The organism is Sulfitobacter pacificus (genome assembly GCF_030159975.1).
In the GTDB taxonomy this organism is placed as follows: Bacteria; Pseudomonadota; Alphaproteobacteria; order Rhodobacterales; family Rhodobacteraceae; genus Sulfitobacter; species Sulfitobacter pacificus.
This window is the reverse complement of sequence record NZ_BSNL01000001.1, coordinates 2,381,969-2,399,879: the sequence shown is the minus strand read 5'-3', so window position 1 is coordinate 2,399,879 and position 17,911 is coordinate 2,381,969. Positions and strand designations below refer to the sequence as shown.

21 protein-coding genes are annotated in these 17,911 nt (G+C 56.7%); 15 read left to right on the top strand and 6 right to left on the bottom strand.

All coding sequences use genetic code 11. The features are described from left to right. The first annotated feature begins 174 nt into the window (after nt 1–174). The 3 genes from QQL78_RS12065 to QQL78_RS12055 are packed head-to-tail and all read left to right on the top strand — an operon-like array spanning nt 175 to nt 1,854. Nucleotides 175–675: a type III secretion system chaperone family protein gene (locus tag QQL78_RS12065; RefSeq protein ID WP_284373738.1), complete on the top strand. Its 501-nt coding sequence runs from the start codon at nt 175–177 to the stop codon at nt 673–675. Between the two features lie 32 nt (nt 676–707). Next, the gene (gene proC / locus QQL78_RS12060) at nt 708–1,523 is read left to right on the top strand and encodes a pyrroline-5-carboxylate reductase (RefSeq protein WP_284373736.1); all 816 of its coding nucleotides are present in this window, start codon (nt 708–710) and stop codon (nt 1,521–1,523) included. Then, nucleotides 1,516–1,854, top strand: coding sequence for a tRNA-binding protein (locus QQL78_RS12055; protein ID WP_284373735.1), 339 nt, complete (start codon nt 1,516–1,518; stop codon nt 1,852–1,854). Before proC ends, QQL78_RS12055 begins: the two co-directional genes overlap by 8 nt. Before the next feature lie 9 nt (nt 1,855–1,863). Here QQL78_RS12055 and QQL78_RS12050 read toward each other — a convergent pair whose 3' ends face one another. Together QQL78_RS12050 and QQL78_RS12045 are read right to left on the bottom strand one after the other, a co-directional pair. Next, nucleotides 1,864–2,421, bottom strand: coding sequence for a PAAR-like domain-containing protein (locus QQL78_RS12050; RefSeq protein WP_284373733.1), 558 nt, complete (start codon nt 2,419–2,421; stop codon nt 1,864–1,866). Between the two features lie 112 nt (nt 2,422–2,533). Continuing rightward, nucleotides 2,534–3,118: a thymidine kinase gene (locus QQL78_RS12045; RefSeq protein ID WP_284373731.1), complete on the bottom strand. Its 585-nt coding sequence runs from the start codon at nt 3,116–3,118 to the stop codon at nt 2,534–2,536. Nucleotides 3,119–3,417: 299 nt separating this feature from the next. Between QQL78_RS12045 and QQL78_RS12040 the strand changes: the two genes are divergently transcribed. Further along, nucleotides 3,418–3,876 (top strand): hypothetical protein, encoded by a 459-nt coding sequence (locus tag QQL78_RS12040; protein WP_284373729.1) that lies wholly within the window; start codon nt 3,418–3,420, stop codon nt 3,874–3,876. Next, nucleotides 3,863–4,585 carry an arsenical resistance protein ArsH gene (gene arsH / locus QQL78_RS12035; protein ID WP_284373727.1) on the top strand — a complete coding sequence of 241 codons (723 nt, stop codon included), beginning with the start codon at nt 3,863–3,865 and terminating at the stop codon, nt 4,583–4,585. Before QQL78_RS12040 ends, arsH begins: the two co-directional genes overlap by 14 nt. A 7-nt stretch (nt 4,586–4,592) precedes the next feature. Here the strand turns inward: arsH and QQL78_RS12030 are convergent, their stop codons facing one another. Further along, nucleotides 4,593–5,717, bottom strand: a complete 1,125-nt coding sequence (locus QQL78_RS12030) for a beta-ketoacyl-ACP synthase III (protein WP_284373725.1) — start codon at nt 5,715–5,717, stop codon at nt 4,593–4,595. 138 nt (nt 5,718–5,855) lie between these two features. Between QQL78_RS12030 and QQL78_RS12025 the strand changes: the two genes are divergently transcribed. Beyond that, on the top strand, nt 5,856–6,695 hold the full coding sequence (locus QQL78_RS12025) for a hypothetical protein (protein ID WP_284373723.1): 840 nt from the start codon (nt 5,856–5,858) through the stop codon (nt 6,693–6,695). A gap of 37 nt (nt 6,696–6,732) precedes the next feature. Here QQL78_RS12025 and carB read toward each other — a convergent pair whose 3' ends face one another. Next, nucleotides 6,733–10,065 (bottom strand): carbamoyl-phosphate synthase large subunit, encoded by a 3,333-nt coding sequence (gene carB / locus QQL78_RS12020; RefSeq protein ID WP_284373721.1) that lies wholly within the window; start codon nt 10,063–10,065, stop codon nt 6,733–6,735. A 181-nt stretch (nt 10,066–10,246) separates the two neighbouring features. Then, nucleotides 10,247–11,011 carry an alpha/beta fold hydrolase gene (locus tag QQL78_RS12015; RefSeq protein WP_284373719.1) on the bottom strand — a complete coding sequence of 255 codons (765 nt, stop codon included), beginning with the start codon at nt 11,009–11,011 and terminating at the stop codon, nt 10,247–10,249. Between the two features lie 54 nt (nt 11,012–11,065). On the opposite strand from QQL78_RS12015, the gene QQL78_RS12010 reads away from it, so the two are divergent. Continuing rightward, on the top strand, nt 11,066–11,440 hold the full coding sequence (locus QQL78_RS12010; protein WP_284373717.1) for a hypothetical protein: 375 nt from the start codon (nt 11,066–11,068) through the stop codon (nt 11,438–11,440). A 3-nt stretch (nt 11,441–11,443) separates the two neighbouring features. Here QQL78_RS12010 and QQL78_RS12005 read toward each other — a convergent pair whose 3' ends face one another. Continuing rightward, a complete protein-coding gene (locus tag QQL78_RS12005) occupies nt 11,444–11,839 on the bottom strand; it encodes a (R)-mandelonitrile lyase (RefSeq protein ID WP_284373715.1) in 396 nt (131 codons plus the stop codon). A gap of 85 nt (nt 11,840–11,924) precedes the next feature. Between QQL78_RS12005 and QQL78_RS12000 the strand changes: the two genes are divergently transcribed. The 8 genes from QQL78_RS12000 (at nt 11,925) to QQL78_RS11965 (ending at nt 17,649) form a co-directional block, all read left to right on the top strand. Beyond that, nucleotides 11,925–12,701 (top strand): SDR family NAD(P)-dependent oxidoreductase, encoded by a 777-nt coding sequence (locus tag QQL78_RS12000; RefSeq protein ID WP_284373713.1) that lies wholly within the window; start codon nt 11,925–11,927, stop codon nt 12,699–12,701. 101 nt (nt 12,702–12,802) lie between these two features. Further along, nucleotides 12,803–13,276 (top strand): tRNA (cytidine(34)-2'-O)-methyltransferase, encoded by a 474-nt coding sequence (locus QQL78_RS11995; RefSeq protein ID WP_284375572.1) that lies wholly within the window; start codon nt 12,803–12,805, stop codon nt 13,274–13,276. Between the two features lie 31 nt (nt 13,277–13,307). Further along, nucleotides 13,308–13,784 (top strand): hypothetical protein, encoded by a 477-nt coding sequence (locus tag QQL78_RS11990; RefSeq protein ID WP_284373711.1) that lies wholly within the window; start codon nt 13,308–13,310, stop codon nt 13,782–13,784. A gap of 169 nt (nt 13,785–13,953) precedes the next feature. Next, complete coding sequence (locus QQL78_RS11985; protein ID WP_284373709.1) at nt 13,954–14,514, top strand: hypothetical protein; 561 nt, start codon at nt 13,954–13,956, stop codon at nt 14,512–14,514. Nucleotides 14,515–15,031: 517 nt separating this feature from the next. Next, complete coding sequence (locus QQL78_RS11980; protein WP_284373708.1) at nt 15,032–15,493, top strand: hypothetical protein; 462 nt, start codon at nt 15,032–15,034, stop codon at nt 15,491–15,493. Nucleotides 15,494–15,603: 110 nt separating this feature from the next. Then, complete coding sequence (locus tag QQL78_RS11975; protein WP_284373706.1) at nt 15,604–16,344, top strand: HNH endonuclease; 741 nt, start codon at nt 15,604–15,606, stop codon at nt 16,342–16,344. Nucleotide 16,345: 1 nt separating this feature from the next. Next, entirely contained in the window at nt 16,346–16,939 is a 594-nt protein-coding gene (locus QQL78_RS11970; protein WP_284373704.1) for an SMI1/KNR4 family protein, read from the top strand. A gap of 32 nt (nt 16,940–16,971) precedes the next feature. Next, complete coding sequence (locus tag QQL78_RS11965; RefSeq protein WP_284373702.1) at nt 16,972–17,649, top strand: cell division cycle protein 123 family protein; 678 nt, start codon at nt 16,972–16,974, stop codon at nt 17,647–17,649. Nucleotides 17,650–17,911: the final 262 nt, after the last annotated feature.

Below are 17,911 nucleotides of genomic sequence, written 5' to 3'. Positions count from 1 at the left end.
CCTTTCTCCACAAGATATTGCAGTTATCCCCAGAAAAAGGGGTTGCCAGATCTTTCTGTGGCAAGCACCATATCTTGTATGGGCGGTTGGTTTGCCAACGGCTTGTTGTGGAGGCATCCAAGTCTGGTGTGACGAAGCGCTTTTGGGCTTGGACATAAAACAGAGGTGTCAAAAATGGCCCTAACCGAGCAGTACCTTGAAGAAGACATCCATCCGATTGATATCGTCGAGAATCTGGCGGCCTATCATGATTGGGATTTCGACCGGATTTCCGATGAGCAGATCGCCATGTCCGTTGAAGGGCAGTGGCGCACCTATGCGATTACGCTGGCCTGGTCGGCGTTTGATGAGACCCTGCGCCTGATCTGTACCTTCGAGATGGATCCGCCGGAAGAAAAGATGGCGGGCCTGTTTGAACTGTTGAACCTCGTGAACGACGAATGCTGGGCGGGTGCGTTCACCTATTGGGCGGAGCAAAAGCTGATGGTCTATCGCTATGGTCTGGTGTGCAGCGGCGGTGTTGATGCCAGTGCAGAGCAGATTGATACCATGATCGGTGCGGCCGTGATGTCGGCAGAACGCTATTACCCGGCGTTGCAATTGCAGGTCTGGGGCGACAAGACCCCGCAAGAGGCGCTTCAGGTCGCCATTGCAGAGGCCTACGGGCGGGCGTAACAGTTTCCCTGGAATAATTCGGGGGAAATGACATGAAAGACAGCCGTATCGCCAAACAGGGCCTTGTGCTTTTGGGCTGTGGCAAGATGGGATCTGCGATGTTGGCCGGATGGCTGGCACGGGGGTTGCCGGCGGCATCGGTCTGGGTGGTGGACCCGTTCCCCTCTGACTGGTTGCGCGGGACCGGCGTGCATGTGAACGCGGCCCTGCCTGAAACCCCTGCGATAGTTCTGGTGGCGGTCAAGCCGCAGATGATGGCGGATGCCTTGCCCACATTGCAGGCAATGGGGGAAAGCGAGACTGTGTTTGTCAGCGTCGCAGCGGGCACAACAATCCGGTATTTCGAGGAAACTCTGGGCGCGGGCACCCCTGTGGTGCGGGCCATGCCGAACACGCCTGCGGCGATTTCCCAAGGGATCACAGCGATTGTTGCAAATGATGTGGCGGGGGCTGCTGCGCTGGACGAGGCGGAATCCTTGTTAAGTGCAGTGGGGCAGGTGGTGCGTTTGAGCGCGGAGGCGCAGATTGATGCGGTGACCGGGGTCAGCGGATCGGGGCCCGCCTATGTGTTTCATATGATCGAGACCATGGCAGCGGCGGGCGAGGCAGAGGGGTTGCCTGCGGGGCTGGCCATGCAGCTGGCCAAGGCCACGGTGGCCGGGGCCGGGGCGCTGGCCCTGCACTCTGACGAAACCCCGTCGCAATTGCGCGTTAATGTGACCTCGCCCAATGGAACAACCCAGGCAGCGCTGGAGGTCTTGATGGATGAGGCGGAAGGGTTCCCCGCCTTGCTGCGCCGCGCGGTCAAGGCCGCAGCGGACCGTTCACGGGAGCTGGCCAATGGCTGAGATTACGTTTGATGATTTTATGAAGGTGGATATCCGTGTGGGCACGGTGACACGCGCGGAGCCTTTTCCCGAGGCCCGCAAACCGGCGATCAAACTTTGGGTGGATTTTGGCGCGGAGATTGGCGAGCGCAAAACCTCTGCGCAGATCACTGTGCACTATGACCCCGAGGCGCTGGTTGGCAGGCAGGTTATGGCGGTGGTGAATTTCCCGCCGCGCCAGATCGGACCGTTTATGTCGGAGGTGCTGGTGCTGGGCGTGCCGGATGAGAACGGCGCGATTGTCCTACTGTCGCCGGATCAGGATGTCCCGGATGGCGGGCGGATGCATTAACCGTCTATGCTATTTACCTTTGTCGGTATGTTTGGCCGCCAGGTCAAGGAAACGCGCTACCCGTTGCCCCTCCAGCTTTACATCCATTGAGCAGGAGGTCCATTGCGCCTTGCCTGTGGCCTTGGCGCTGATCAGACCTTTGAGGGTTGCCGCCTCGGCTCCCTTGGAGGATTTGGCGGCGGGTTTCAGAACCTTGATCTGTTTGTCGATCACTTTGACCAGATTTTTCTGGGCTTTTTCCTGCCGCTTCAGGGCACCGGCAATGACTTTCGAGCCGCCCTTTATCTCTTTCTCGACCTTGCCGAAATTGGGGTAGGGGATTGGCACAGGACCGGCCGGAGATGGCGTTTTGGTGACATCGGGAAAGCTCTTATGGGCTTTTTCGAAAACCTTGTGCTGTTTGTCCAGCGCCTTGGCCAAAGCCGCCGTTGCGGCGTCGACCTCTTTGCTTGCCGCTTCCAGTGCTTTGGTATCTGCGGGCGTGTCTTTGGAGGTGTTGACCACAGCATCGAGGTCTTTCAGCTTTGCGAAGTGCTTTTTGTCCAGTTTGTTCGGTTTCACGTCCATGATCGCGCGCCCCGTGCAGAATGCAATTATTGATCGATACCGGCCACGGTACCGGCAGATCAGCTTTTCTCAAAGCGGAACTTGGATTGGCTGCGAAAACCCCGCTGGGCGGTCAGGACGGATCTTCGACCGCTTCACGCCAATGACGACGGCACAGGGAAACATAGGTTTCATTGCCACCGATTTGCACCTGTGCGCCGTCTTTCAGCACCGCGCCATTGGCGTCCATGCGCACAACCATCGTGGCCTTCTTACCGCAATGACAGATGGTGCGGACTTCGCGCATCTCATCGGCAAGGGCAAGCAGGGTGGCCGAGCCGGGAAAAAGTTGCCCACGGAAATCGACCCGCAGGCCGAAACACATGACCGGCACACGCAGGTCATCCACCGCGCGGGCCAGTTGCCAGACCTGATCGGCTTCCAGAAACTGCGCCTCGTCCACGAAGACACAGGCACAGGGGCCTTCGGTCAGGCGGTGCTGCAGCTTGGCAAACAGGTCTTCACCCGGACCGTAGGTATCGGCCTTTTCGCCAATGCCGATCCGCGACGCGATGCGCCCCTCTCCGGCCCGCCCGTCAAATTGCGCGGTGAGCAGATAGGGCACCATGCCGCGTTCCACATAGTTATGTGCGGCTTGCAAGAGCACCGTCGATTTGCCGGCGTTCATTGTGGAATAGTGAAAATAGAGTTTTGCCATGGCGGCCTGTTACGACAAAAGCCGCGCGCTGATCAAGACGACAACAGGTGGTTGTGAAGGACGGGAGCCCGTACGCCCTACAGTGCCTTTTCTGCCGTGCGGAGCAGATCAGGTAAGAGGACGTACGAACCCGTAAACACCTCGGCCAGATGGCCAAGGTACTCTTGAAGTCCCGCCACTGTGACGGGATGATCTGTAAATGCCATTTACGCCCCGCTGAATTAATGGGAAAAGCCAAAGAGCTTTCCCCCGTAGTGCGGTCCGGGGGAAAAACAAGGGTGTTTTGGGGAACGTGACATATGGCCAATATTGGCAGCTATCTGAAAAAACATACTGAGGCGCTGGTGAAAGATGTCGGCATCGAACCAGCATGTGAAGTGACCGGCAAATCAAAGGCGACGTTGGGGCGGTATTATTCCGACAATGACGAACATTCGGATCGCTTTATGCCGATTGATGCGGTTGCCCAGCTGGAACAGGTTTCGAGCTATCCGCATGTCACCGCTGCCTTGGCTGAATTGAAAGGCATTGGTCTGAACTTTGAGGACCGCCGCGACAATGCCGCCCGCAAGGGAGGGGTGAATTCCGATGTGATTGCACTGTCCCAGCGTTTTGCGATGCTGATGGCGGAATACCAGCAGTCGATGGAAGACGGTAAGATCAGCGTCAACGAGGCCAAGCGCCTGTTGAAAGAAACCACCATGCTGCAACAGGTTCTGGTGGATATGAAGCTGAACCTTGAAGATGAAAGTGACTGAGGCGTTACCCGCTTTGCAGGCGGATCAATTGCCGCTGATTGATGTTGAGGCGCTGAAGGCACCGGATGATCCGGGGCATAAGCCGCGCATTCTGCTGCTCTATGGATCACTGCGCGAGGCCAGTTATTCACGCAAGGCGGCCGTAGAGGCAGCACAGATACTCGAGTATCTCGGCTGTGAAACCCGGATGTTTGACCCAAAGGGCCTGCCGCTGCCGGATGCTGAAGATCCAGACCACCCAAAGGTAGCGGAGCTGCGTGAGCTGGCGATGTGGTCGGAAGGCATGGTCTGGTCCAGCCCCGAACGGCACGGCGCGATGACGGGGGTCATGAAGTGCCAGATTGACTGGCTTCCCCTGTCGTTGCAGGGCGGTATCCGACCGACGCAGGGGAAAACGCTGGCGGTGATGCAGGTGTCGGGCGGCTCGCAATCGTTTAACGCGGTTAACCAGATGCGCATTCTGGGGCGCTGGATGCGGATGGTCACGATCCCAAATCAATCCAGTATTCCCAAGGCTTGGCTGGAGTTTAAGGGGGATGGACGCTTGCCCGAGGGGCCATTCTATGCGCGGATTGTCGATGTGATGGAAGAGCTGGTAAAGTTTACCTGGATGGTGCGCGGGCGCGCCAACTATCTGGTCGACCGCTATTCAGAGCGGGTCGAGAGCGCGGCCGAGGTGCATAAACGCGTGTCGAAAAAGGGCGGCTAAGGCAGGCTTAGCCGTGTTTCTCTACGATGACTGATCCGACCGAATAGCCCGCACCAAATGAACAAATCAGCCCGGTGTCGCCATCTTTCATGTCATTGGAATATTTGGAAAAGGCGATGATCGACCCCGCCGAAGACGTATTGGCATAGTCTTGCAGGATATTGGGCTGCTCGCCATCTTCCGGCGGACGGCCCAGCACCTTTCTGCCAATAAAGTCATTCATCGACTTATTGGCCTGATGCAGCCACAGCCGTTTCAGATCATCGGCTTGTACGCCGTTATCCGCCATATGCCCGGCGATATGCTCAGCGACCAGAGGCAGCACTTCCTTAAACACCTTACGCCCGTTTTGCATAAACTGCATGTCGCGTCTGTCGGCCACGCCGTCAGGACGTGAGCGGCGCAGAAAACCGTTGTTGTTGCGAATGTTGTTGGAAAAGTCCGTGGCGCAACGGGTTGATTTAATTTCGAAATATGCCCCGGTGGCATCTTCCGCACGTTCGATCAGCGTGGCCGTTGCCACATCACCAAAGATGAAATGACAATCGCGGTCCCGCCACTCAAGATGGGCTGAACAAATCTCGGGGTTCACCACGAGGGCACTGCGGATCGAGCCGCTGCGGATCATGTCGGCAGCGGCCTGTATGCCAAATGTCGCGGAAGAACAGGCGACATTCATGTCAAAGGCGAAGCCGTTGATTTGCAACAGATCCTGAATTTCGATGGCAACCGCAGGATAGGCGCGTTCCAGATTGGAGGCGGCACAGATGACGGCATCTACATCCGCGGCGGTTTTCCCGGCCTGTGCAAGCGCCTTTTGCGCAGCATCCAGTGCCATTTCCGCCATCAGGCTGGGTTCGTCATCACTGCGTTGGCGCAACAGGGGGTGCATGACCTTCGGGTTAAGGATACCTGTTTTATCAATGACATAGCGTTGCTCAATGCCGCTTGCCTTGAAAATAAACTCTTCGGATGAATGCGCCTTGGCGGGCAGATCCCCGGCGTCGATCGCAGCTGCGTTTTCAGCATTGTAGAGATCGACATAGGCGTTGAACGCAACGACCAGTTCGGCATTTGTGATGATTTCGGATGGCGTAAAAACACCGGTGCCGGTGATGGCTGGTTTATGCATGCGGACCTCTTGAACTTGGGTGAGGATAGACTTGGTCGCTTGGGCTTCGCAAGAGCGGACTGCGGGGCAGAAGCGCGGTCAGAAAGATTTAAGATATCCATGACATCGTGCCGCATCACTTTGATTTGGGTTTGGTGCATGCTGCGGATAAGTTTGGCGATCCTGTTGCTGTTGGGCAGCTTTGAAACGGGCTTGGCACAGGATCCATCCGCGATTCGCCAGACCTTGCTGTTCGAACAGTTGCACCGCAACCAGCGGATTGGCAAATCTGCATGTATGGTCATGTCGGGGGCGGATTCGCAGCTTCATTCGGATGCGACAGTTGATAATGCGGTGGCGTTTTCTGCGGTTATGGGCGTGATCATTGATGGCGATCCAGCCACGGGACTGGCTCCGATGCCGCCCGGCCCAGAGCGGTCCGCGCTGGTAGAGGCTGCTGGGTTCGCGCGAGGCTTGACCCTGTCTGCACAGCAGGTGGCGGCGGGGGATCTTCACGCGGTTCCTGTCGGGCTGATCCTGTCGCGCCCGGCCCCGGTTGCCCGCAGGTTGCACATCGCCCTTGAAGAGATTGATCCCCCGGAGGCGGGGCCGCCTGCCGCGGTGCAAAACGCGGTTCGCTTGCTGCATCAGCAGAACGCGCTGCTTGAAGAAATTCTGAAGGATTTCTGCCACTTGCGCCTGTCGATTGGGGCGAGTGATACGGCAGCACAGATCACACAGAATATGGCGGTGTTTATGGCCCGCAATGCGGCGCTGATCAGCGGCGACACGACCTTGGGATTGGATAAGGCACCAAATATCAAGATCAAGATCACGCTGGGGCAGATCAACAGCAAATGGGTTTCTTTCGAATCGCTGTTGAACCCGGCGCTGGCCGGTGAGGAGATGGAGCTGCGCGATGCGCAGCTTGCCTCGGTGATTGGTGGGACCTTGTCCCAGCGCCTGACCAAGCTGATTGGGATGTATCAGGCGCTGTAGGATGCCCCTGAATGATCCGGGGGCATCGGGGCAGGTGTTAGCCCTGCAATGCTTTCACACCAATTTCATCTTCCGCCTGCGCTTTGATGGCCAATGCGGCGGCATAGGCCCCTGCGGCAGTGGTGAAATACGGGATTTTGTCGAACAGGGCGATGGAGCGGATGGACTTGCTGTCCTCAACCGCCTGTGCGCCTTCGGTGGTGTTCAACACCAGATGAATGGCTTCGTCTTTCATCATGTCGGTGATGTCGGGACGTCCTTCATAGACCTTGTTCACGGTCTGGCAGGGGATGTCCTGTGAGGCCAGCCAAGTTGCCGTGCCACGGGTTGCCACAATGCTGAACCCCTGTTCGATCAGGATTTGCGCGGCTGACAGCATCTCGGGCGTCTTGTCCATCTCCTTGATCGACAGGAAGGCGCAGCCGCCGCGGGGCAACAGGGTGCCGGCACCCATCTGCGCTTTGAGGAAGGCACGGGGGAAATCGCGGTCCCAGCCCATGACTTCACCGGTAGAGCGCATTTCGGGTCCAAGCAACGTGTCGACGCCGGGGAAGCGGGCGAAAGGCAGCACGGCTTCCTTGACTGAGAACCACGGCATGTTCGGGTCGGCCAGTGTCATTGGATCGCCCAAAGGCAGGGTATCGGAATAGGCGGATTGTTCCGGGTAGGGCGCGCGCAGCGGGAAGTTGCTGAGCGGTTCACCGGCCATGATGCGGGCCGCGATGCTGGCAATGGCGCTGTCGGTGGCCTTGGCCACAAAAGGCACGGTGCGCGAGGCGCGGGGGTTCACCTCGATCAGGTAGACCGCACCATCTTTGACCGCGAACTGGATGTTCATCAGGCCAACCACATTCAGCGCCAGTGCCAGGGCTTTGGTCTGTTTGGTGACCTCATCGATGATGGATTGATCAAGCGAGTAGGGCGGCAGGGAACAGGCGGAGTCACCCGAGTGCACGCCAGCCTCTTCAATGTGTTGCATGATGCCTGCGACATGCACGTCTTTGCCGTCACACAGGGCATCCACGTCAAGTTCAACAGCACCGGACAGGTAGCTGTCGAGCAAGACGGGGCTGTCACCTGACACAACCACGGCCTCGCGGATGTAGCGTTCAAGCTGGGCCATGTCGCGCACGATTTCCATGGCGCGCCCACCCAGAACATAAGAGGGGCGGATCACCAGCGGGAAGCCGATTTCTTCGGCGATTTTCAAGGCTTCTTCATCGGTGGAGGCAATGCCGTTATGGGGCTGTTTCAGGCCAAGTTTTTGGACAAGTTGTTGAAAACGTTCGCGGTCTTCGGCCAAATCAATCGCATCCGGTGTGGTGCCAAGGATCGGGATGCCAGCCTCTTGCAGGGCATTGGCAAGTTTCAGCGGCGTCTGGCCACCGAACTGGACAATCACCCCGTGCAGGGTGCCGTTTTCCTGTTCGACCCGCATGATTTCCATCACATGTTCGAAGGTCAGCGGCTCAAAATATAAGCGATCCGAAGTGTCGTAATCGGTCGAAACCGTTTCCGGGTTGCAGTTGACCATGATGGTTTCATAGCCCGCGTCGGTCAGCGCGTAGCAGGCGTGACAGCAGCAATAGTCAAATTCGATCCCCTGACCAATCCGGTTGGGGCCACCGCCAAGGATAACCACTTTCTTGCGGTCAGAGGGGCGGGCTTCGCATTCGACCTCGCCCATCATTGGGGCCTCATAGGTGGAATACATATAAGGGGTCTGCGCCTCGAATTCGGCGGCACAGGTGTCGATGCGTTTGAAGACGGCGGTCACACCCGCATTGATGCGCTGATTGCGGACAGCGGTTTCGGACTGACCTGTCAGTTTCGCAAGCCGAGCGTCGGTGAAACCCATCATTTTAAGTTGGCGCAGGCCGGCCTCATCAGTTGGCAGACCGTTGGTCCGCACGCCCTCTTCGGCGTCGATGATCTCGCGGATACGATCCAGGAACCATGGATCAAACATGGTGGTGCCATGGATGTCGTCGTTGGACATGCCGTGCCGCATGGCCTGTGCAATGGTGCGCAACCGGTCCGGGGTTTGTTTGCTGATCGCGGAAACAATCGCAGCCTTGTCAGGCGCACCGGGAATGTCGATTTCGTCAAATCCGGTCAGGCCAGATTCCATGCTTGCCAGCGCCTTTTGCATGGATTCATGGATGGTGCGGCCAATCGACATGGCTTCGCCGACGGATTTCATGGCAGTGGTCAGGTAGGGCTCGGAGCCGGGGAATTTCTCAAAAGCGAATTTCGGGATTTTGGTGACGACATAATCGATGGTCGGCTCGAAGGAGGCAGGGGTGACACCGGTGATGTCATTGTCCAGCTCGTCCAGCGTGAAGCCCACCGCGAGTTTTGCCGCGATCTTGGCAATTGGAAAACCGGTGGCTTTCGAGGCGAGGGCGGAAGAGCGCGACACCCGCGGGTTCATTTCGATTACAACCATACGGCCATCCGCGGGGTTCACGGCCCATTGCACGTTGGAACCGCCGGTTTCCACGCCGATTTCACGCAGCACGGCGATCGAGTGGTTGCGCATGATCTGGTATTCTTTGTCGGTCAGGGTCAGCGCCGGTGCCACGGTGATCGAATCACCGGTATGCACGCCCATGGGATCGACGTTTTCGATGGCGCAGACGATGATGGCGTTATCGGCGGTGTCGCGCACCACCTCCATCTCGAATTCTTTCCAACCCAGAAGCGATTCGTCGATCAGGATCTGGCCCACTGGAGAGGCATCCATGCCCGAGCGGCAGAAAAATTCGTAATCTTCGCGGTTATAGGCCACACCACCGCCGGTGCCCCCCATGGTGAAAGCCGGGCGGATGATGGCCGGAAGGCCGATTTCCTCAAGTGATTCCAGTGCGATGGCCACACCTGCGGCAAGATCCTTCTTGCCATCGGCGTCTTTTGGGGCGGTGCAAATAGTTGCGCGCGGGTTTTCGATGCCAAGCCGGTCCATGGCATCACGGAACAATTTGCGGTCTTCGGCCATTTCGATGGCTTCACGTTTCGCACCAATCATTTCGACGTTGAATTTCGCCAATACGCCGTTTTCCTCAAGCGCCAGCGAGGTGTTGAGGCCAGTTTGACCACCCATGGTGGGCAAAAGCGCGTCGGGGCGTTCTTTCTCGATGATTTTGGCGACGATTTCAGGGGTGATCGGTTCGATGTAGGTTGCGTCTGCCAGCCCCGGATCGGTCATGATTGTTGCCGGGTTGGAGTTGACGAGGATGACGCGATACCCCTCTTCTTTCAGCGCTTTACAGGCCTGTGCACCGGAGTAGTCGAATTCGCAAGCCTGTCCGATGACAATGGGGCCTGCACCAATGATCATGATCGATTTGATGTCGGTACGCTTTGGCATCGGTGCCCCCATAAATATGCAAATTTATCGCGTTATAGGGATGGGGCGGTCGGGTGCAAGGGGGTTCGAACCTCTGTCTTGTGCAACGGCGGGTGAGAGCCGGGTTTATGTGGGGCGCTGCCCCGTCGATCAGAGATCGACTCCCCGCAGGATATAAGGCCAAAAAGAGGAGAAGAAGGGTTCAAGCGTCGAGGAAAGCACGGACCGAGGCTTCGAATGCGCGGGGTTTTTCAGCATGTAGCCAATGGGCGGCATCGGGGATTTTGGCGAAACGGGCCTGTGGGAAGAGTGTTTTGATCTTTTGTCGGTGCTCGGGCAAAACGTAATCGCTTGCAGCGCCGGAGAGAAAGAAGGTTGGGCCGTCAAAGGGGCCGGTGATCTCTTCGGGCCAGCCGATGATTTTCTCCATTTCCGCTTCAAGCACATCTAGGTTCAGCCGCCATGATTTATTTGGCACGTCGAGTGACTGGGTGAAGAAGCTTTGCAGTGCGGGTTCAACGCCGGCGGCAGCCAGTTGTGATTCGGCGTCGGAGCGGCGGGTGAGGGTGGAGAGATCCACGCTGCGCATGGCGTCGATCATGCCCTGTTGGGTGTGGCCATAGGCGACAGGGGCGATGTCGGCGATGATCAGACGGTTGATCAATTCGGGCTTTGTGAGGGCGAGGGTCATGGCGGTTTTGCCGCCCATGGAATGGCCGACAAGGTCCACAGGACCGCCGATCTTCTGGATCACTTCGGCAAGATCGCCCGCCATATCCGGGTAGCTTTGGCTGGCGGCACGCGGGCTGGTGCCGTGGTTGCGCATGTCCGGTGTGATCACGTGGCGGGTATCGGAGAGACGTTTGGCGATCACACCCCAGTTGCGCCCGGAGCCATAGAGGCCATGGGCAATGATCAGGGAGGGGTGGTCGGCGCTGGCGGTGCCATATTCGGAATAGGTGAGCATGTTAGAAGGGGTAGCGCCATTGCGGCCTCTGTGCCAGTGGGTTTAAGTGGCGCGATGATGGATGCCAAAGATATCGCAGGTAAGGTTGCCGCCGTGCAGGAGTTGCTGACGCTTAAGTTCGGCATCAAACATGCGCGGTTGGAAAAGATGCTGGCGCGTGCAGGGCGGCGATTGCCAAAACGGGTACAGACCCAGATCAGGACATTGATTGCGGCAGAGCAACAGGCAGGGCATCCAAAGCTGTCCCGTCTGGTGGATGAAACCGCGGTGAGGCAGGCCCATGACGTTGTGATGGCCCATCTGCGGGAAATTGATGTGGCCGACCAGCGCAAGGGCAAGCTGCTGGGGCTGGCGGGGACGGTTGTTTTCAATCTGTTGCTTGTGGTTGTGGCCTTTGTCGGCTGGCTGTGGTGGCGTGGATATGTCTAACCTTTAGCCGCGATATTCCGCCTCTGTGACCTGTTCCAGCCAATCCGCCGCCGAACCGTCTTGGGCTTCTTGCAGAGCGATATGGGTCAGAGCGCAATCAGGTGTCGCGCCGTGCCAGTGTTTTTCGCCGGGGGCGAACCAGATCACATCACCGGGATGAATGCGCTGCACGGGCTCTCCTGCTTTTTGTGCAAGCCCGGCCCCAGCAGTGACAATCAGCGTCTGGCCCAGCGGATGAGTGTGCCATGCGGTGCGTGCGCCCGGTTCAAAGGTGACCGAAAGCGCGTTGAGCCGCGCGGGGGCAGGGGTATTGATCAGCGGGTCCATCCGTACGGTGCCCGTGAAATAGTCCGGGTTGGGTACAGTGGAAGGGCGTGATCCGGCGCGGTGGATGATCATGGCGGTTCCTTTGTGTGACGGGAGCAGGGGTTGCAATCGACGCTCAGGATACATCACCTGTCAGGAACCAAAAGGGGATAAGGCAATGGGAAACACGGCACTGGTGACGGGCGCATCGTCCGGTATTGGACGGGAATTCGCAGGGTATCATGCATCCAAAGGAGGAGACGTCATCCTAACGGCCCGGCGGGGGGAGGCGCTGGAGGTGCTGAAGACCGAGCTGGAGCAACAGTTTCACATCACGGCCCATGTCATCGCTCTTGATCTGGGGGCCGCGGGTGCGGCGCAGGTGTTAAATGAGCGCGTGAAGGCAGCCGGGTTGTCGGTGGATGTGTTGATCAACAATGCCGGATTTGGCGGACAGGGACGGCATCTAGACCGGCCGTTGGAGGATGAAATGGCAATGATCGACCTGAACGTAAAGGCGTTGGTGACGCTTTGCCATCTGGTGGCGGCTGACATGGTGGCGCAGGGGGCAGGGCGGATCTTGAATGTCGGCTCTACTGCCGGGTTCATGCCGGGGCCAAATCAGGCGGTGTATTTTGCGACAAAGGCGTTTGTACAATCCTTCTCTCAGGCGCTGGCACAGGAGCTGAAAGGCACCGGGGTGAGCGTGACGCTTTTGGCACCGGGTTATGTTGAAACGGGCTTTGCGGATCGTGCAAATCTGGGTGGAACCAAGCTGGTTTCGGGGGGCGGCAAAAGTGCGGCGTCGGTGGCGCAACATGGTTATGACGCGATGATGCGCGGCGTGTTGGTGACGGTAAACGAAGTGGGGCTGGGGCTGTTGGTCAATTGGGTGATCCCGCTGTTGCCGCGCCGGATGGTGTTGGGGATGATCGAAAGGATGCAGGTGAAGTGATGCACTGGCAGAGGGCGGCGGCCCGTGCGCAGTTGCGGCTGTTAACACCTGCCCTGTTGCGCTAGAGGGGGCCATCCTTGAGCGAGAAAGCCGGTGGTTCTATGTCAGATGCAGCTATGAAGATGGTGCTGGTCACGCCGGAAATCCCCTATAATACCGGTGCAATCGGGCGGACCTGTGTGGCGCTGAACCTTGAGCTGATCCTGATCAAACCCTATGGGTTTTCGCTGGATGAGAAATCGGTGCGCCGCGCCGGAACGGATTACTGGAAACATGTAAACCTAAGCGAATATGACAATTGGCAAAGCTTTCTGGATGCGCGCAAACCGCTCCGGGAAAGCTTGTATTTCTTTGAGGAACATGGGGCGCAGAGCCTATATGCCCCTGACTATCGACCGGATGCCTATCTGGTGTTTGGCTGTGAATCCGCAGGGTTGCCGGCATCGGTGATCGATGGGGCGGAAGATCGGGTGTTTCATCTGCCGATGCTGGACAAGCGGGTGCGTTCGCTGAACCTTGCGAATGTGGCCACGGCGGTGATTTATCAGGCGATGCGCCCACAGTTGGGCGGCTGAAGTCAGGCCAGACCCGCCGATAGAAAATACCATGCTGGACGGTGGCGCGGCTGACTGTTGTGATGCCGGGATATCCCAAACCAAGGGGTTTCCAGCATGGTCAAGAAAGCAACACCTATTTCGCTGTTTGTCACTCGCTGAAGATCGGCCAATCTACGTTGGTCTGGGTGTTCACAAGCGGACCTATTCAGTCGCGCTATTTAATTCAGAAGACGGGACTGTAGAGACTTACACCTGTCCCTGGATCTGGCACGACCCAGCGGCCAAGGCCATCTACAATCACCATTTCGCGAAGCATGGGATCGGGCAGAAGGCCATTGTTGCCGTAGCCCGCAAGCTCGCGATCAAGCTCTGGCGCATGACGGTGGAAACGCTGCCTTCGCCAGTCGAGGGTGTCGCGCGCGGGGTCTGGTCGGTTTCATCGACAACAAAAAGGGCGGCACCCTCATCAACCGGTGCGTACCGAAAGCGGTACTTGGTGATCCTGTATTCAGACAGGCACGAATAAGAAAAGGCTTACGCAGACCGGTCAACATGGCCGTCTTGGGCTCAAATCCGCCGTGCGCAATGCGAGCGGATAGGGCTGAGGCGCGGCCGGTTAAGGTCCGGAGAGCGGGACAAAGCCCCATTTCGCCACGCTTGCGCCGATGTCTGTTTTAGGTAACTAATGACGGACAATGACTTTTAGCAAATTCGGTAATTTCACTGGCGCTGTCGGTATGATCTTAGCGCTATCAGCTTGCTCTTCAGAGTACGTAGCTATCGCCAACATTCCTGGCAGCGGGACTGTAAGTATGTCTGTGACGCCCATGTTCGGTATTCACAGCGACTGGAACAGAAAATTCGCCATTAATGACGGTGATACGGCGGCCTCCATCGACCTTTTTGAAGATACAGGATGGTGGCGAGGCTCCCATCTATATCTCGTCTCTTCAGGCACTTATGTTGTCCATGAAGGGCAAAATGGGTGTTTTGGCTTTACGCTCGATCCTGTTTCGTTTGACGCTCGCGCCTCGATATCGTGCGCCAAGATGGCCGATACGGCTATTAGGCTCTCGGCAGACAGTCCCGAACTGAACGGATATCCAGCGTCGAGATACTATGACGGGTTGTTCTATATGGGCAGGTTCGTTGAAGCTGGTCGTGTACCAGAGTTGCGGGACACGCGTGCCGAAACACCAATCGTCTTCCAAACATACGAGCAACAAGCCGAGCCAGAACTCCCAGAACTTCTTTAAGCGGCCATTCGCGCGCAACGCAGCATGAAACACTTTGGGCTCCAAACGGTCATCCGATGATTTTAGTCAGGATGGATTGGCGTTCTTGAAATCTCAAGGTCGGCCGTGCGGGACTTTGCCGTCATTCGATTTTGACCCTTCGCTGACGCAGCATCCGTTCGCATCCGCAGCAACCTTACTGTCGCGTCGCAGCGCATATCGCCAGACCGGTCATGCGCAGGTGAAATTCCCGCCTGAACCAAAGCCGCACTTTCGCTTCAGATAGGTTGCACTCGGGAGACACGGAAAAGTCCAGACTTTCATTGTGGCCGCGCCAATGACCGGTCCGAACGTCCTCATGGTTGTACGACGGGTAAAGGTTGGAAGTCGCGCGAAGTCAGCGTGAGTTAGTTGCCATGGTGTGAATGTCAGCTTGTCGGATAGCCATGATTCAATCCTCACTTGCAATGGGTCCAGAGCCCAATGGGATACTTGAAGTTATGAGTAACTTATTATTTAGGTACAACTGAGACGTGTTTTGACTCTGGAGTTGATGTTAAATGCAACTAAAAAAGGTCAAATGGGGCTCTTCGCGGCGCTGGATCAGGTGGGGCTGCGGCGCTCACTCGCGGCGTATTTCCACGAGCACGCCAGCGACTACTGGCATATGTCGCCTCTCGCGCTTGAGGCTTTTGCAGATGTCTGCATTCGCACATCGGCCAAGTATGGCATTGCAAATGCGGAATACATTGGAGCATTTTCTTGGGCGATGGTTAGCGCCTCTCCACGGTTTCATGAACATCACAAGATGCAAGAAATCTTGCATTCCTCCCGATCTGAAGACGACAAAATTGAAATGCTGTTTGCAAATGAACGGGCCGATGACTGGCGCGAAATTGCCGTCACTGCCGCACTTGACATAGATCACGACATTGCTTTTTGGGACGAAAACTTTGACCCATCACTCTGCGATGAGATCGAAGCAAAGGAAGCCGTATGAGTAACGCGCTAGACAACACTGACTACGCGCGCCTTGAAAGTGAATTCACAGATATCACTCAGCAACTTTCCCGGCTCGACGCGGATGCGGTACTGGATGCATCATAGGCCTTGATTGGGGCAGGCGGCATTCTCGATCCCAGCCCAACAGCGGATTTTTTGAATGCGTCGATCAGTTATGCGCGAGGTGACTATTTTGGTGCCTTTTTCGACGGCGTTTCTGCGGTGCCCTACGCTGGCGATTTGGTCGGAAAGCCCGTGCGCGGCCTGCAAATGGGGCTGCGTCAATGGCGGCGTGGTCGCCGGATCGCCAGCCTGGTCACACGAAGCAGCGCACTGACCCGGCGCATGATCGACTCAAGGCGCGCAGCTGCGACCCATGTCAAAGAGTTGCGTCGGCAAGCGCAGGAGGCGGGCGGAGAGCTCAAGCGTAGATTATGCGCAAGGTGCAATACGAAATGCGGGTCTCGCGTTCCGAAGAAAGGGAGATGGGAAGATCCGGACAATCCTGGTCACGGCAAATATGAAGTGGACAATCCAGATGGCACAACATCGACATACCACTTCAAAGAAGGCTATCCGGATATGGAACACCCTGACATGGCGCAATATCTACACTCAGGGCATCCAAATGTCGTAGATATCAAGGTGACCGGGGACCGCACCCTTGATGAAGCGCTTGCCAATGGGGCATCCGGTCGGGTGAGCACCCCTCGTGACTATAGTTGGCACCACGGCGATGATGGGACAAGCATGTATCTGATGAACACCACGGATCATCAAAATCTGGTCCCACATGATGGCGGAAATCTGTTCCACGATATGCCAAAAGACGTTGCACAGGAGTTTTGAGATGAGCACCCAAATCAAAGGTTCAAATGCGGGCATAACTGTTGCTCCAATTGAAGAAGACAGCCCATTTTTCCGCCCGCCCGCCACAGATGCACAAATTGAGGCCGTCGAAAAGAAATATGGCTATGCGATGCCAGAAGAGCTGGCAAAGTGGTATCGTCAGTATCATGCGATAGAAGTCACGCCACGGGGATACAGGTATCGCTATAACCCGCTTGATCTCAAGGTGATCGAATTAGGCCTCGATCTTGATGATCATATGATTACCGATCCACGAGATCGCTTTCGGTATACGTATCTTTTGGATGAGACGGCCAAAGGCCTCAATTTCTTTGATTCCAATTGGCGGCGCGCCGATTACCTCACGGAAGGACACTTTGAAATTGGAGCTTCATCACTAGGGACTTTGGTCATGGATTTCCGGCCCGGCGAAACGCATGGCTGGGTGTATCATCTCATCCTACATGGCGCAGAAGACATCGTGGACCAAGGTATGGAAGTGCCGCTTGCTTTTGTAGCCAAGAGCTTTGACGCCTTTCTGGATGGCCTCTTTGACCTGGATGCAGAAATTCAGGAACGGGTCAAAACGCTCTGATGGGGCACAGGTGGCCGTTCCTCGCGTGCAGTATGGAGCAATGGCCACAGCCGTTGCATGATGTGTCATTCAGGGTCGAGCAGATTGAACTGAGCGAACTGCAGGCGAACGTGCTGCTGGCGTTCACCAGACCAGTCCAGAGGGAGCGCAAGCCACCCGCAGAGGATTTCATTTCAGAAGAGTTGCGCGACACGGTTGAAATTGCACTTGGGGATTTTGGGCAAGTTCTGCCAAGGCTCGGCCTGTTGAGTTTCAAGCGCCCTCGCGAGCCAGTAAAACCGGTTTCTTCATTCGAGACTTTTCTTGACTGCGTTTTGTCGCCCAATGCACGGGTGCATTCTATTTTACGCAGCGCTCTGCGCAACGATTTCGCGTGCATAATGTATCTGCGGGAATGGCATGACATCCCTAATTACGCCGAGTTTCGGGTGTTTGTAAAAGACCGCAAGATCATTGGCATCAGCCAATATAATTGCACGGTCAAATACCCCGAAATCGCGTCACAGGCGGACCTTTTGGCCGGCCGCATCGCGGACTTTGTCACATCCATCGCTGGTTCGCTTCCGGTGGATGATGCCATTGTTGATGTCGCCGTAGAACCAAACATGCGTCTGATTGATATCAACCCATTCTTGCGCAACACGGACCCCTGCTTGTTTTCGTGGTCCAATGGCGGTGACTTTGACCAAACCTTTCGGTTTGTGCGTTGACTGAACGTTTGGGACTACGGGTCAGGACGATCAAGAACGGACATATTGAAAACCGACATCTGTCTATGGCCCATACTTGTTTGGGAGGCAGCGGACGTTTCTGACTGATGATCCGTCCCTTGTTCCATGCTCTCTGTTTTGGGGTGACTGCGGGTAGTTGGACTCCTGGCGCAATATACCCTCCAATCCTTCCTCCAAACCCAGACATCAGCACCGCGCTGACAACGAGAGCATAGCATCCAGTTGAGTGGCCGATGTGCGA